The 14,821-nt window shown below is 38.7% G+C and carries 15 protein-coding genes; 5 read left to right on the forward strand and 10 right to left on the reverse strand.

The features are described from left to right. Positions 1–32 precede the first annotated feature (32 nt). The 6 genes from LPB86_RS18095 to LPB86_RS18120 form a co-directional block, all read right to left on the reverse strand. Positions 33–1,871: a DNA topoisomerase gene (locus tag LPB86_RS18095; RefSeq protein WP_230692815.1), complete on the reverse strand. Its 1,839-nt coding sequence runs from the start codon at positions 1,869–1,871 to the stop codon at positions 33–35. Positions 1,872–1,941: 70 nt separating this feature from the next. Continuing rightward, the gene (locus LPB86_RS18100) at positions 1,942–2,847 is read right to left on the reverse strand and encodes a histone deacetylase (protein ID WP_230692816.1); all 906 of its coding nucleotides are present in this window, start codon (positions 2,845–2,847) and stop codon (positions 1,942–1,944) included. 13 nt (positions 2,848–2,860) lie between these two features. Further along, positions 2,861–3,721, reverse strand: coding sequence for a bestrophin family protein (locus LPB86_RS18105; RefSeq protein ID WP_230692817.1), 861 nt, complete (start codon positions 3,719–3,721; stop codon positions 2,861–2,863). A 1-nt stretch (position 3,722) separates the two neighbouring features. Beyond that, entirely contained in the window at positions 3,723–5,003 is a 1,281-nt protein-coding gene (gene kynU / locus LPB86_RS18110; RefSeq protein WP_230692818.1) for a kynureninase, read from the reverse strand. 50 nt (positions 5,004–5,053) lie between these two features. Further along, a complete protein-coding gene (locus LPB86_RS18115) occupies positions 5,054–5,659 on the reverse strand; it encodes a DNA-3-methyladenine glycosylase (RefSeq protein WP_230692819.1) in 606 nt (201 codons plus the stop codon). Continuing rightward, positions 5,652–6,128 (reverse strand): GAF domain-containing protein, encoded by a 477-nt coding sequence (locus LPB86_RS18120; protein WP_230692820.1) that lies wholly within the window; start codon positions 6,126–6,128, stop codon positions 5,652–5,654. The genes LPB86_RS18115 and LPB86_RS18120 overlap by 8 nt, the downstream gene beginning before the upstream one ends. Positions 6,129–6,180: 52 nt before the next feature. Between LPB86_RS18120 and LPB86_RS18125 the strand changes: the two genes are divergently transcribed. From LPB86_RS18125 to LPB86_RS18145, 5 genes are all read left to right on the forward strand, one after another. After that, on the forward strand, positions 6,181–8,361 hold the full coding sequence (locus tag LPB86_RS18125; protein ID WP_230692821.1) for a S46 family peptidase: 2,181 nt from the start codon (positions 6,181–6,183) through the stop codon (positions 8,359–8,361). A 6-nt stretch (positions 8,362–8,367) separates the two neighbouring features. Continuing rightward, entirely contained in the window at positions 8,368–8,619 is a 252-nt protein-coding gene (locus tag LPB86_RS18130; RefSeq protein ID WP_230692822.1) for a hypothetical protein, read from the forward strand. 248 nt (positions 8,620–8,867) lie between these two features. After that, entirely contained in the window at positions 8,868–9,419 is a 552-nt protein-coding gene (locus LPB86_RS18135) for a hypothetical protein (RefSeq protein ID WP_230692823.1), read from the forward strand. Positions 9,420–9,549: 130 nt separating this feature from the next. Then, entirely contained in the window at positions 9,550–10,050 is a 501-nt protein-coding gene (locus LPB86_RS18140) for a sigma factor-like helix-turn-helix DNA-binding protein (RefSeq protein WP_230692824.1), read from the forward strand. Continuing rightward, positions 10,040–10,537, forward strand: coding sequence for a hypothetical protein (locus LPB86_RS18145; protein ID WP_230692825.1), 498 nt, complete (start codon positions 10,040–10,042; stop codon positions 10,535–10,537). Before LPB86_RS18140 ends, LPB86_RS18145 begins: the two co-directional genes overlap by 11 nt. A 60-nt stretch (positions 10,538–10,597) precedes the next feature. Here LPB86_RS18145 and LPB86_RS18150 read toward each other — a convergent pair whose 3' ends face one another. The 4 genes from LPB86_RS18150 to modB form a co-directional block, all read right to left on the reverse strand. Continuing rightward, positions 10,598–10,933 carry a helix-turn-helix domain-containing protein gene (locus LPB86_RS18150; protein WP_230692826.1) on the reverse strand — a complete coding sequence of 112 codons (336 nt, stop codon included), beginning with the start codon at positions 10,931–10,933 and terminating at the stop codon, positions 10,598–10,600. A gap of 125 nt (positions 10,934–11,058) precedes the next feature. Further along, a complete protein-coding gene (locus tag LPB86_RS18155) occupies positions 11,059–13,473 on the reverse strand; it encodes a BamA/TamA family outer membrane protein (RefSeq protein ID WP_230692827.1) in 2,415 nt (804 codons plus the stop codon). 55 nt (positions 13,474–13,528) lie between these two features. Continuing rightward, positions 13,529–14,149 carry an ABC transporter ATP-binding protein gene (locus LPB86_RS18160; RefSeq protein WP_230692828.1) on the reverse strand — a complete coding sequence of 207 codons (621 nt, stop codon included), beginning with the start codon at positions 14,147–14,149 and terminating at the stop codon, positions 13,529–13,531. Further along, a complete protein-coding gene (gene modB, locus LPB86_RS18165) occupies positions 14,146–14,817 on the reverse strand; it encodes a molybdate ABC transporter permease subunit (RefSeq protein WP_230692829.1) in 672 nt (223 codons plus the stop codon). Before modB ends, LPB86_RS18160 begins: the two co-directional genes overlap by 4 nt. Positions 14,818–14,821 lie beyond the last annotated feature (4 nt).

Here is a 14,821-nt window from a genome sequence, read left to right on the forward strand (position 1 = left end):
TTTAGCTAATAACAATGTATAGGCCCTTTTGTTTATTCAGCTGGTGCCAATTTCAGGGCCAGCCCGGCACCGGCGGCCAGTAATTCATTGGTGATAGAACGTGTATATTCAGAAATCTCGGCCTTAAACTCTGTTACCGATGCACCTGAACGAATTTCCTCCAGTCTTTTTTCCCAGGAGCCCGTCAATTCCGCTTGCGCTATCTTTTGATCTTTTACTACATCATAAACCGCCAAACCTTTTGTTGTAGGTACAAGGTTTCGCTTTTCTCTCAATATATATTCTCTGGTAATTAAGGTCTCAATAATTGAGGCACGCGTAGCAGGAGTTCCTAAACCACTATCTTTCATGGCGTAGCGCAACTCTTCGTCTTCAATTTCTTTACCTGATGTTTCCAACGCTTTTAATAACGATGCTTCATTATATAAAGGCTTGGGTTTAGTTTGTTTTTCCAACAAAGCTTTTTCTACAATTGGAAGCTCATCGCCTTTTTTTACTTTAGGCAGTGATGGGTTCTCTTCTTCCTTTTTATCGTCTTCCTTATCATTCATTACAGAGCGCCAGCCAACAGATCTAATCACGGTACCATTTGCAATAAATACCGAACCTGATTCTATAGTAATCTTAGTGACCTCTTTTACACATTCCTGATGAAAAGCTTCAAGCATTCTTCCAACCACCATATCATATACCGCTTGCCGATCTGAGCTTAAACCCTGTGGCTCAATACCTGTAGGTAATATGGCATGATGATCCGTTACTTTTTTCGCGTTCACACTTCGTTTGTTCAAAGGAATCGTCATCAACAACTCAGCAGACTTGCCAAATTCAGGGTGTTTGGTCAGTTGTGTGATTAATTGTGGTACTCCCGCAAACACATCATCACCTATATATCTGCTTCCTGTCCTTGGATAAGACACCAACTTGGTTTCATACAAATTCTGAAGCAAATTCAGGGTCTGATCAGCAGTGTAACCTTTTTTCTTATTGGCTTCCTGTTGCAGACTACTTAAGTCATGTAACAGCGGAGGAGGTTCTTTGCGTGGCTTAGCTTCCACATCCAATACCTTTCCACCATTAGGAAAACCTGAAGGTACATCTTCAATTTTATCAAACAGAACCTGCGCTTCTTCCTTAACGTTAAAATTAGCCACAGATATGGCCTTAAACAGCTGTCCATCTTTATCCAGCTGTATCCCTAATTGATAATAAAGTTGGGGCACAAAATTTTTAGTTTCCAGGTATCTCGAGCAGATCATCGCCAACGTAGGCGTTTGTACCCTCCCTAATGACAATACAGAACGTGAACCAGCAGAAATACTCAATGCCTGTGTGGCGTTCATACCTACCAGCCAATCAGACTCAGACCTGCAATGCGCAGAATTGAATAAAGTATCATAATCGGTGCCGGGCTTAAGGTTGCGAAAGCCCTCTTTAATGGCTTCGTCTGTTTGTGAAGAAATCCATAGGCGCTTAAAGGGCTTTTTACACTTCAAAAAATAATAAATGTACCTGAAAATTAATTCACCCTCGCGCCCCGCATCCGTTGCTACAATAATTTCAGTAGCTTCATCAAATAGCTTTCTAATGATCTCCAGTTGCTTTCGCACACCTGGATCTTCCACAAAACCATCTTTAGTTTTAATCTTTCTGATTGCCAGCTTAAATTTTGGTGGTAACATGGGCAAATGCTGTCTTCTCCAGCCAATAAAACCATATTCCTGAGGCGGTGCAAGTTGCAAAAGATGCCCAAATGCCCAGGTAAAAGAATAGCCCTTCCCCTCTATATATCCATCCTTCTTCACTGTTGCGCCAAATACTTTGGCAAGTTCACGTGCAACAGAAGGCTTTTCTGCAATAACAATCTTCATCAATCAATACATTCAATTCGAACCGTTAAATCTCATCAAAATTATCTAAATAAGGGATAAATGTGCAAAACTAGTCAGCCAAAATATCTATGCCAACCTTATAAGTATTGCAATGCGCATCCACTATATCCCTGATTTCCGGAGAGTAACCACCTCCCATGCTGACCTGCACCGGCAGCGAATAATCTGCACAAAACTGAAATACCATCCGGTCGCGTTCCTTACACCCAGCCTTGGTTAAAGATAGATGCCCTAGCTTATCCGTTGCCAACACATCAACCCCAGCCAAATAAAATATAAAATCAGGCTGATGCCGCTTAAATAAATCAGGCAAAACATTCTTCAATATATTTAAGTATTCGTCATCTTGAGTGCCTTGAGCTAAGCCAATATCAAGATCGGAAGTTTCTTTTCTAAACGGAAAGTTCTTTTCTGCATGCATCGAAAAAGTAAAGACATTTGAATTCCCCGCCAGAATTTCTGCTGTACCATTACCTTGATGTACATCTAAATCAATAATTAAGATACGGTTAAATATCTTGTTTTTTATCAGATAGTTAGCAGCAATCGCCTGATCATTCAATAAGCAGAATCCTTCTCCCCAATTTGAACCTGCATGATGCGTTCCTCCCGCTACATTAAATGCAAGCTTATGATCTTTTGCATGTAAAGCACCATCTACGGTTCCCTTCGCAATTCTAAGTTCACGTTCCAGTAAGCGGGGAGTTAAAGGAAAGCCAATTCGCCTTTGCTCTTTCTCAGTTAGCGTATAATCCTTTAAAGATTTCCAATACTCCGGATGATGTGAAAGAAGTAGTATATCCTCATCCAGTTGACCTGGTGAAAACAGATTTGCAGCGCTGATAATACCCTCATGCAACAACTGAGCTGGGATTAACTCATATTTAAGCATTGGAAAACGATGTCCATCCTTTAAAGGATGGACATAAATCTCATCATAGGCAATACTAACCATGGCTCAATATTTATTAACCCAGAATTTCTTTAACGTGTTTTTCAATGTTGTTACAGATCTCATCAACCGGCAGGTCATTGGCATCCTGCCCAAATGGATCTTCAATCTCTTCCGCTATTAATTCCAAACTTGTAAAAACATAGAATACAAAAGGAACAATTAGCATCACAAAAAAGCCCAGACTAAATACCCAGCCAAAAGGTAAAGTAATCACATATATAAATAAAAACTTTTTTATAAAAGCACTGTAAGAAAAAGGAATAGGTGTACGTTTAATACGTTCGCAGCCACCGCAGATATCTGTAAACCGGCTTAAATCCGCACTCAAAATAATCAATTGTTCGCCGCTAATTTTTCCGGCCGCTAAAAGATTATAAATCCTGTCGCTCATACTTGCCGCTATCTGATTTGGAATATGCTTGCCGCCATCAACTTCAATTAAAAAGCTATTTTTACCAAAGTATTGTTTTTCTCTCAAATGCTCTTTAAGCGCAAAGGCATATTTAGGTATCCCATAAACAAAATACTCATTATCTTCAATATCGAGTTTCAAAGACTTGATTTTAATAGCCAGATTGCGACTGATATTAGTCAGTTCTCCAAGTAAACGACGCCCTTCCCACCATCTGTCGTAGGATGTATTGGTTCTAAAAACCAGGAGCATCGAAATTACAAACCCAAGAATACTGTGCATCATGTTAATATTACTCACAGAATGGCTTTCAGAAAGTTTAAAATAATAAAGCTCCAGAAAAGCTACTATTCCAGAAAATACAGAAACACTTAACATCAATGGCCATAACTTCCTAAAAGTATCTGCTTTATGCACATGAAAGATAAAGCTAAACCAAGCCTTGGGGTTGTAATTAATCATATTATCCTTTACTTAAGCTCAACAACAATTCTCCCGTCCTAAAAACATCTTCATAAGAATTATACAACGGCACCGGACTCAAGCGGATTACATTCGGCTCTCTCCAGTCACCAAGCACATTATTGGCCACGAGTTGATCAAAAACACCCTTTGCATCACCTTGGGCAATAATAGACACCTGCGCACCACGTTCTGCCGGATCATTAGGGGTAATAACTTTATACTGTTCATACCCTACCGCCTTATTAACCTCTCCAATGATATAAATCAGGTATGCAGTCAAGTCTATACTTTTATTTCTAAGAGGAGCTAAAAACCCGGCTGATTCAAAGATTTGCAGAGAAGCATGATATAGAGCCATAGGCATCACCTGCGCGCAACTAATTTGCCATCCGTCTGCTCCAGCTTCCGGCACAAAGCCTTTATCCATTTTAAAACGAGTAGATTCTTTATAGCCCCACCAACCTGCAAAACGGTTCATATCACGATCTGCAAAATGTTTTTCATGAACAAAAATTCCGCTAATGCCGCCTGGACCGCTATTTTGATATTTATAAGAACACCAACAAGCAAAATCTACCTCCCAGTCATGCAGCTTAACAGGTACATTTCCTGCAGCATGAGCCAAATCCCAACCTACAATAGCACCAACCGCATGTCCGGTTTTAGTGATGGTCTCCATATCAAACCATTGTCCGGTAAAGTAATTTATCCCACCAAACATAACCAAGGCAATTTCATCACCATGGCTGGTAATCAAATCGGTAATATCTTCTGTCCTCAGCGTATACTCACCTTCCCTGGGCGCCACTTCAATAATAGCCACAGATGGGTCATAGCCATGAAACCTCACCTGGCTCTCTATAGCATACTGATCTGAAGGAAAGGCGCCAGCTTCCATTATTATTTTGAACCGATTACCCTGTGGGCGATAAAAACTAACCATCAGCAAATGAAGGTTTACCGTTAGGGTATTCATAGGACAAACTTCCGCAGGACTGGCACCCACAATTGGAGCCATCAGCTTTTTAAGTTCTTTATGATAAAACATCCAGGGACTATCTCCCTCAAACCAACCCTCAACTGCAAGATTATGCCAATTGTCAAGTTGAACTCCAAGTACCTCTCTTGCCTTTTTGGGCTGTAAACCTAAGGAGTTTCCACATAAATAGATAAATGGTTTTCCATTTTGTTGAGGGAAAAGAAACTGCTCCCTGATATTTCTCAATGGATCTGAAGCATCCAATGATTGCGCGAATGATAAGTTATTTTCAAAGTTCATCACTCCAAATATCTTAAAAAAAAGAAGCAGATGTTATTTTTTTCGAAAATTTAGCGATTCGGTTTGCTCACAAACTTATTCCCTTTTACATAATACCTCCAGGGCAACAAGGCGTGATCCTCTGCATAAGCCACTCCAATTCTTGGCCCTGCAACAATATCCAGCGGATCAATCACAATCCCATTGTCTTCAATCCAGATTTCCTCACCTTGTAAATCTTTTGCATTAAAAGACCTGTCTATACCCAGTGCTTTAGCCAAAGCACCTGGCCCTGCTGTCAAATTAGGTTTTACAGCAACCATGTTTCTCCGTTCTAACATCACATCTATCCCTACAACAGGCTCCAATCCTCTTATCAAAACTGCATGAGGGGTAAATTCTGGTCCGGTTACTACATTGAATAAGTGATGAATTCCGTAACACAAATACACATAAGATACACCACCGGCCTCATACATCGTTTGCGTTCTACCGGTAAGTCGGCCTCCATATGCATGAGAAGCTTTATCAGAAACGCCATGATAAGCTTCCGTTTCAACGATAGTACCTCCCGTAACCAAGCCATTAATGCACGTAAACAATTGTTTACCAATCAGGCGCACTGCAAGATCAAGCACATGCTCACTTCTATAAAAACCATATGGCAACTTAGCCATAAATAAGCTTAATTATTTTATTAAGGTAAAATGAATCAACATCATCAAAATGAGAAACATATTCACTATCTACATCTAAAACTCCTACCACAATGCCCTGAACAAAAACAGGCAATACGATCTCTGACCTTGAAGCAGAACTGCAAGCAATATGTCCTGCAAATTCTTCTACATCAGGCACAATTAAAACTTCCTCATTTAACCATGATGTACCACATACGCCTTTACCCTTTTTGATCCTGGTACAGGCAACAGGCCCTTGAAAGGGTCCTAATACCAATTCATCCTCTTTCACAAGATAAAACCCAACCCAAAGCCAGTTAAACTGCTCCTTTAATGCAGCCGTAATATTAGCCATATTAGCGACGAGGTCGCTTTCATAAGCCACTAATGCTTCTATTTGAGGTAACAGGGACTCATACGTAGCTTGTTTACTTTCGCCTGTTATAATTTTAAGGTCTTCTGCCATTTTACAAAATTAACATTAAATTTGAAGCTTTACCTTCATAAATACCATATACATGAATAAGAAAACCTTATTGCTTACTTTAGTACTTTTACTCTCCTTTATACAATTTGGATACTCGCCATTTGAAGAGGGAATGTTCCCCCTTAGTGAGCTACATAAACTGGACCTAAAAAAAGCAGGCCTTAAAATAGACCAAAATGAAATCTACAATCCTAACGGAACCAGTCTTGTTGATGCACTGGTAAATGTTGGTGGATGTACAGGATCATTTATCTCAAACGAAGGCCTCATCATCACCAACCACCATTGCGCATTTAGTGCTGTACAGCAAGCAAGCACGCCAGAACACGACTACCTAAATAATGGATTTGTAGCCAATTTACATGAACAAGAAATTGAGGCTAAAGGATTAACTTGCCGTATAACAGATAGCTATGAAGATGTGTCTGATAAAGTACTGGGCGCGGTTGCAGATATTTCAGATCCTTCATCCAGAATAAAACTGATTAATGATGTGATGAAAAACGTTGCAGCAGAAGCGGAACAAAAGGACCCATCTATACAAGCAGAGGTATCTGAAATGTTCATCGGAAAAACATATGTACTCTTCAGGTATAAAACAATCCAGGATGTGAGACTGGTATATGTACCCAATAGACAAATTGGTGAATTTGGTGGAGAAACAGACAACTGGGTATGGCCAAGGCATACTGGCGACTTCTCATTTATGCGCGCCTACGTATCTCCAGACGGAAAACCAGCCAAATATTCTAAAAGCAATGTCCCATATCGTCCAAAAAAATTCCTTAAGGTAAATGCCGAAGGAACAAATGAAGAAGATTTCGTATTTATCTTAGGCTATCCGGGTCGTACTTTCAGGCACAGACCGGCACAATTTATAGAATATCAGCAGAAATTTGTACTTCCTTACACCTCAGATCTTTTTGAATTTCAAAATAACATCATGGAGTCTGCAGGCAAAAAAAACAAAATTACAGAGCTTAAATTAGCCACAAGAATTAAACGCAATGCAAATGTGTTAAAAAACTACCGCGGCAAATTACAAGGATTAAAAGGTATTGACCTTATTACTCAAAAACAACAGGAAGATGCTGCGCTTGCTCAATTCATTAACGGTGATGTTGAGGAAAAAGCGAAATATGGAAACTTGATGTCAGACATTGACAATCTTTATAAACTTATCAATGGTGACGCCAAAAGAGATTTATGGCTCAACCAAATTTACAGTTCCAGCAATCTTCTCGTTGTATCAAAAAACATCAACATGTTCAAAAATGCGCTTACCGCTCAACCGGCAGCTCAAAAACAAGCTTTTTTTGATCAAAACGCAGCTCGGTTAAAGCAAATACTTTCCAATGCGTATGAAAATTACGAAACCGAAGTAGACAACAAAATTTTGAAACGAATGCTAACTGACGCAGCTGCATTTAGTCCTAACCAAAAAATTAATGCAGTAAATAAAATCACGGCCAAAGCATCAAGTAATGAAAGCGCCATTGAAAATTACATCAATAGTTCGTTTGAGATCAGCAGACTTAAAGATCCGGAATACGTTTTAAACAACTTATTAAAGTCGCCAAAGAACTTAAATGAATATAATGATGGATTGATGCTTTTTGAAAGAGACATTGCACAGCAGTTGACAGAACTAAAAACAGAGAAAGACCGAAGAGATGGCTTATTGAACAAACTAATGGGCGATTACGTAAGCATAAAAGAAAAGTTTTTAAAAAAAGACTTTATACCTGATGCCAACAGCACACTTAGACTTACCTATGGGTATGTACGTGGCTATTGGCCGGCTGACGCAACTTACATGAAGCCGTACACCACCATTAAAGGTATACTGGAAAAAGGCAGCTCCGGCAATCCAGACTTTAACTATCCGTCGCAAATCAAAAACCTATGGGAAGCCAAAGATTTTGGAGCCTTTGTTAAAAAAGACCTTAACGACGTACCTGTTTCTTTCCTGTATAATATGGATACCACAGGAGGTAACTCAGGATCTCCCATCATGAATGCTTCCGGCGAACTTGTGGGTGTAAATTTTGACCGGGCCTACGGCGCCACAATTAATGATTATGCCTGGAACGAAAGCTACAGCCGATCTATTGGCGTAGACATCCGGTACGTCCTTTGGGTGGCCTCAAAAATTGACAAAGCAGATTTTTTATTAAAAGAAATAGGCATCAAAATGTCTACAAAAAATTAAAGCAACATGAGAGTAATAGCAGAACTACCCCACCCAAAATGTAAAATCACTTTGTTCAATATGAACCAAAAATATATCATAAAATTTGAACAAGGAACATTAGAACAAAGTTACAAACTGTCTGAACTTGACCTTAGCGGAGGAGGCGCAAATGAAATTTTTCAGATGCTGGATGAAGAGTTTATTGAAACCGTAGTAGCAAGATTTGCGCTAATGAGAGCAGACTTTTCAAATGCGTATCAAAGGCAACAGTATTGATTGAGATAAACAATATAAATTACTGCAATACAGACAAATAAAACATGATACAGAATAAAATTTGGCTATGCAGTAGAAAAATCATTTAATCATCCAGCCTTAACAAACTATATCTTTACACAAATGCAGATAATAACACTGTATATCTTTATTTTATATGTTTTTATAAAATATAATTTGGCACAGGAAAAACGCCAAATATTATACAAGTTTGCATTAAGATCATATAAATAACCTAGAAAAACGAAATGAGAACATCATCATTATATTTGGCACTTGTAGCCACAACAACCATTCTCTCCTGCACAAAGATTAATGAAGAAATTCAACGCGACTTAAGCATACCAGGTGAAGCAACTTCTTTTAACACCCCTATTCTTACCAATATAGAAGATCAGGTTCAACTTGCCGTAATAACTGTAAACCCAAATTTTAACACGTTAATTTCCGCCGGCGATAGTCAATTTAGTTTTGAGGATTTACAGTCCGCTAAAATCACGGAATTAAAACTTACGTTTTCCAATGCTGATACCACAAGTAACCTCGCCAACTTTACAGCACTGACAGTAGATATTGAGGCAAACGGACAAGCGAAACGCACCGTAGCAAATAGAGTATCGAACAACGATGTAAATGCGAACTCCATCACATTAGCACTAAATAATGCTACATACGATTATAGAGATTACCTCACTGGAACATCTATTAAATACAGTATTTCGGGATTATTAAGAAGACCAACTGAAAAAGTACTGGCAACAAAAATTACCCCACGGTATTTGGTTACGCTGGCCCGGTAGTAATCAACATCTTACTCAAAAATAAATCTTTTTTGTTAAACGTTATTATTACCTTTACTTACTTAGAACATCATCTAAACAACAAAGCAATAAACCAACATGATATTAGCCATTAAAGGAGCGGTAACATATGGTAAAAACTGATCAGCAAATAATTTCCGCTGCGCCCGCAGTCAACATCAACATACTATATGACAAGTATGCAGGTATGTTATTGGGTCACGTATTTACCATTGTAAAAGATCTAAAACTAGCAGAAGAATACCTTGTATTAATTTTTTGCGAATTAGCGCATAAATTCAATCACAAGGAACCTCACCATATAAATAACTGGTGTCAGTTACAACGGTTTGCTATGCAAAAATTAACTCCGTTTACAATTGACATATGTAATGATGAGAAATCATCAGGACAAAGCTCTGCAGGCAATGACTTAAAGAATACTCTTCTCGATTTAATGAATGAAGATGAAAAGTATATCTTTTGTGCTGTTTATTATCATGGAAAGAACATCAGTAAAATTGCATTACAATTAAACAAATCTGAAGATTCAGTACGGAAGATTTTGAAGCAAGCATTTGCAATTATGAGAATAGGTATTGAAAAAGAATCACTCAGCAATGGAAATTAAAGAATACATAGAAAGCGGAATATTGGAAGCTTATATTTTTGGTTCAGTATCCGAGGCAGAAGCTGATGAACTTTTGTCCTTAAAAGAACAATATCCAGAAGTAAAAAATGCACTCCATTATTTGGAAAGGGATATTGAAATCATGGCACAGCACATGGCAATCATCCCACCTTCCGGAACCTGGTCAAAAATAGAGGATGGCATTAATGAGCTGATGAAAGCAAAAGAATCCATCTCCGTAATGGAATTTCCGGCAAAACAAAAATCAAACTATAAAAGCAGTAAAAACTCCGGAGATTATATAGAAGTTGAAGGCCCTTCTACGCATATGCGTATCCACAAAGCCTGGAGATGGATATTTGGAGCCATATTTTTATTGGGCAAGATATTTCTGGCTTTTGCTATCTATTTTTATCTCGAAAGTCGCCAGGCCAAAGAACAAATTAGAGAATTAAAAATAGAGTTTAAAGAGCATAAAAACAGATAAGCCCGAATATATCATATAAAAAGAAAGCCCCTTAAGGGGCTTTTTTCATATCGTCTTGTCTTAATATTTACGTGACAAATGGACTTCTTCATAAGCACCAATCAATTTCTTTTGCAATGATATTACTTCATTCTGCAGTCCGGCAATAATAGCATCCTTATCCTGCGTCAATTGATCTATAATTTCTGCTGATGAATTATCAGTTAAAAGGCTGTCAGTAGTTACCTCAAAAAGGTCGGCAATTTGCTTAAGTCTGGTGATATTGATGTCAGTTATACCAGTTTCAATTTTAGAATACGCAGGGATAGAAATTCCAATTTGAACTGCTATTTGCGCCTGAGATTTCCCCTGCTTCTGTCTTAAACTACGAATTTTTCTACCTATTGTCTTTTCCATAATACAAGTTATTTACAATGAACACATTTATTTCCGTAAAGCTACATAATTTTATAAAATATAAATGAATTTAATATAAAACTCATATTCACTTATTAATCAAGACATTCAGAACAAAATGTCTTCTATAACCTAAAATTCAAAGAGACGTATGGGTACCATCCTTCAACAGAATGGCCAGCCAATATTTGAAATATAGTTAGCCCCGCAGGTGCAAAATAGACACCACCACCTTTTCCCTGGTGCCACTTATCAGATTGTTCAGCTGCCGACCATACTCTGCCAACATCGTAAAAACCAGTAAGTCCAAGTTGACCAGGCAGTATATAACTGGCAATATTCGCCAGTTTTAACCTTGCTTGAAAGTTGTTATATATCATATGCCTACCTGCAAATCTATACTGCAGATAACCTAGCAAATTCCCCTGTCCCCCTAAAAACATAGATTGATAAAAAGCAGGATTTCCCCCACTAACACCCCCACCAATTCTGTTAGATAAAACAAAAGAACGGCTTTTATTTATGTTCTGGTATACTGTAAATTCCGGTTTAATTTGAAAGTACGATTTCGAATAGACGTTTAAGCCAGAATACCCTTGCAGTGATATTTTTAGATAGTAACCTTTTGAAGGTAAAACATCATGATCTCTATGTTCTGTTATAAAATTCATCATTACTCCAAGGTGCATTCTATCTTGATCCAATGTTAAACCATCATAAGAACTTACGGCATCTACTTGATTAATAAATCGTCCTTCATTACCATCTTTATTTAGGTGATAGTATTGAAAAGATGGTCCTGAACTAAAACTAGAATTACTACCCAACAACCATCTCAAGGCAGGATCTACCTGATAAGTATCAAACCTGCTCCTGTAAAATGTCTGGTATGTCCCATTTTTATTTAAAGTTGTTTCATTACCAAGGCCAAAGAAATTAAACGTATTATCTGGTGCCTGGGCAAATGCCTGTAAAGTAAAATCTGCCTTACCTAGTACTTTAATCCATTCACCACTATACCGAACGCGAAATGCAGCAGTAGCAAAAGAACGCATCAACATAAGTTGCTGAACATTTGAATACGGGCCCTTCCTGAAACCATCTTTTCCGATGTACTTAAAACCTACGCCCAATAAAAATCCGTCGTCTGCATTAATTGCAGCTGTAGCCAAAGGCATCCAAACATTGTATAAATTTACAGGAACAAAGCCTATGCTATCTTTACGTGCAATCCTTAGTTTAATACCAGATCTTTCTGCAGCGTTTACCAGGCTATCATTATCAGACAAATACAAACGGATTTCTTTAGTGATAGTATCAGAGAATGTATAATTCATTAAAGTATCCTTTGGCTGTCCATTCTTACTCAATTGCTGAATTTCTACTCTTAAGCCATTTCCAGGCACCGCTGTTAATTTAACCAGTTCTTTTTTATCACTGGTTTTAATGTCTACAATTCTATTTGAAAACCTGTAAAAGGAGGCCATTGCAGCGGGGATGCGATCTCTTCTCTTCTTCAACTGCTCAAACAATTCATCAAAACGCAATGCATAAACTTCTTTAGGTAATCTGCTTAATCCCGCCTTTAATACTTCATCTGTTTCGGCAGCAACAAATTCATTGGCAAGGCGCATCCATTCCGATAAACTGAGGTTAGCGTCGGGATACCCATTCATGAACCGAGTTTTAAATAAAACATATTTTGGTCTTGAAAGTTCAGCATCAAAATTACCAAAAGCAGGGTTAATCCATGGCAAGGCGGCTATTCTTGGAAACAAACCTTGATTTACGTGAAAAACCTGATCCCTGTCACGTGGTACAGCCTCATATACTTTACCACTTCCGCTCTTCACATCCCGCCACCTCCACTGATCTTCGTGACGGTCCCAATCCCCCAGTAGTAAATCCAGCATCCTGGCCCGTAAAAATTGTCTCGCATCAAAATGGTCATCATTGTCTTGCTTAAGCGCTTCCAGCATTTTCGTGGTATTGTCAGAATCGCCAGCAGGTTCCCGTTCTTCCAGCAGCACAACCATACCTTTAAATGCCTCATTAAAGGTGCCCAACGCAGCATCTTCGGCCAGCATACCTATAATTGGATTTGCATGGTGAACACCTGCTGCTGATGCCAAAGGTGGCACAATCAAAGCAGAAAACGGATGCTGTGCACTCATCGCATCATCCACCCAATCTAGTGCAAAAGTGCCTCTTAAATTTTCAGGCAGCAGCTTATCCGGAGTTTTCTCTACACTTCTTATCACCCACTCCTTTCCTGTTTTATCCTTTAACCGCAGTGATTTTGATTGCATGCCTCCACCTTCCTTAACCGGAAAAAGACCACCATGTATAGTAGAAATCCTGATGAGCGGTACTTTAACATTTGTAGCCCACTCCTTCCTGTAATTCTCACCAAAAAACCATCGGTGTATTCCGCTCACTTTATCATAAGAAGGGTGTACTTTTACTTCCACGCTATCAGGATGTTGCGCAACAGCACACGTAGTAAAAAGAAGAAACATTAAGGTAAAAGTTTTTTGCATAGCAGAACAACTAAGAGTAAATATTACCACAAAGCTACAGCAATAACACGTTAAATTACAGTGATATTTTTAGCTCTGTATTGGCAAAGCCCAGCGTTTCAACGGCATGGTGACTTACCACCAATGTAGTGGCATTAAATGTGAGCAATAAAGCCTTTAAGTCAATGATTAACTCTTCTCTCAAATCTTCATCCAATGCAGAAAAGGCTTCATCCATCAACAGTAACCCAGGTTTTGTAACCAGCGCCCTCAAAAGCGCTAGTCGCTGTTGCTGCCCACCAGATAACTGATGCGGCTTATGCTGTACAAAGGCTGTCATTTTACCCATCTCCAACAAGCCATCTATCAACGCCACGTCAGCAGAACAGTAGCTTAAATGCTCCCGCACTGTCATATTCGGAAACAAAGCATAATCCTGAAATACAAACCCTGTTTTTCTCTTTTGAGGACTTAAATTAATGCCTTTTGCAGTATCCAGCCATATATCCCCATTTACTTTAATAAAACCGCTTTCGGGCAAAACTAATCCAGCCAGAATTTTCAAAAGTGTAGTTTTTCCCGAACCAGAAGGGCCATAAATTTTAGTGATAGAACCACGCTCAAAAACATGGTTTACTACCAGTTGCGTTTTACCCTTATAGGTTTTTATCTGTTTTTCAATTGAAAGTTCAATCATTCCAGCGGTCCGTTAGCAGAATTTCTATTAAACAAAAACACCAGGATCACCATACTAAAAGTAACGGCAAACAGTACCATTGCGTAAAGATTAGCCTCAGCAAACTGGTTAAGTTCTACAGCATCATAAATGGCAATCGAGGCCACTTTTGTAACGCCATCAAGCTTTCCGCCAATCATTAATACAACCCCAAACTCACCCAGGGTGTGTGCAAACGTTAATACCGCCGCCGTATATAAAGAAGCTTTAATATTTGGCAACTGCACACGATAGAAGGTTTCCCATTTCGATTTCCCTAATGTATACGAGGCCTCGACAAGTGAAACAGGAAGATGGGCCAGAGCAGATTTTATTGGACTGATCATAAATGGAAGACTGTAAATCACAGAAGCTACAACAAGACCTTCAAAAGAGAAAACCAGTCTAAGGTTAAAATACTTCAAAAGCCAGCTTCCTAAAATACTATTGGGACTTAAAGTTAACAGCAAATAGAACCCTAACACAGAGGGTGGCAAAACCAGGGGCATCGTTAACAACGCCTCAATCAAAATTTTAAAAAATGAACTTCGCCTTGACAGCCAGTATGCCATCGGAACGCCAATAAAAACAAGAATAATTGTGGTAATGCCAGCCAACTTTAAGCTTAGCCAAATAGGTGTCCAATCCATTATC

Source organism: Pedobacter sp. MC2016-14 (assembly GCF_020991475.1).
Taxonomy (GTDB): domain Bacteria; phylum Bacteroidota; class Bacteroidia; order Sphingobacteriales; family Sphingobacteriaceae; genus Pedobacter.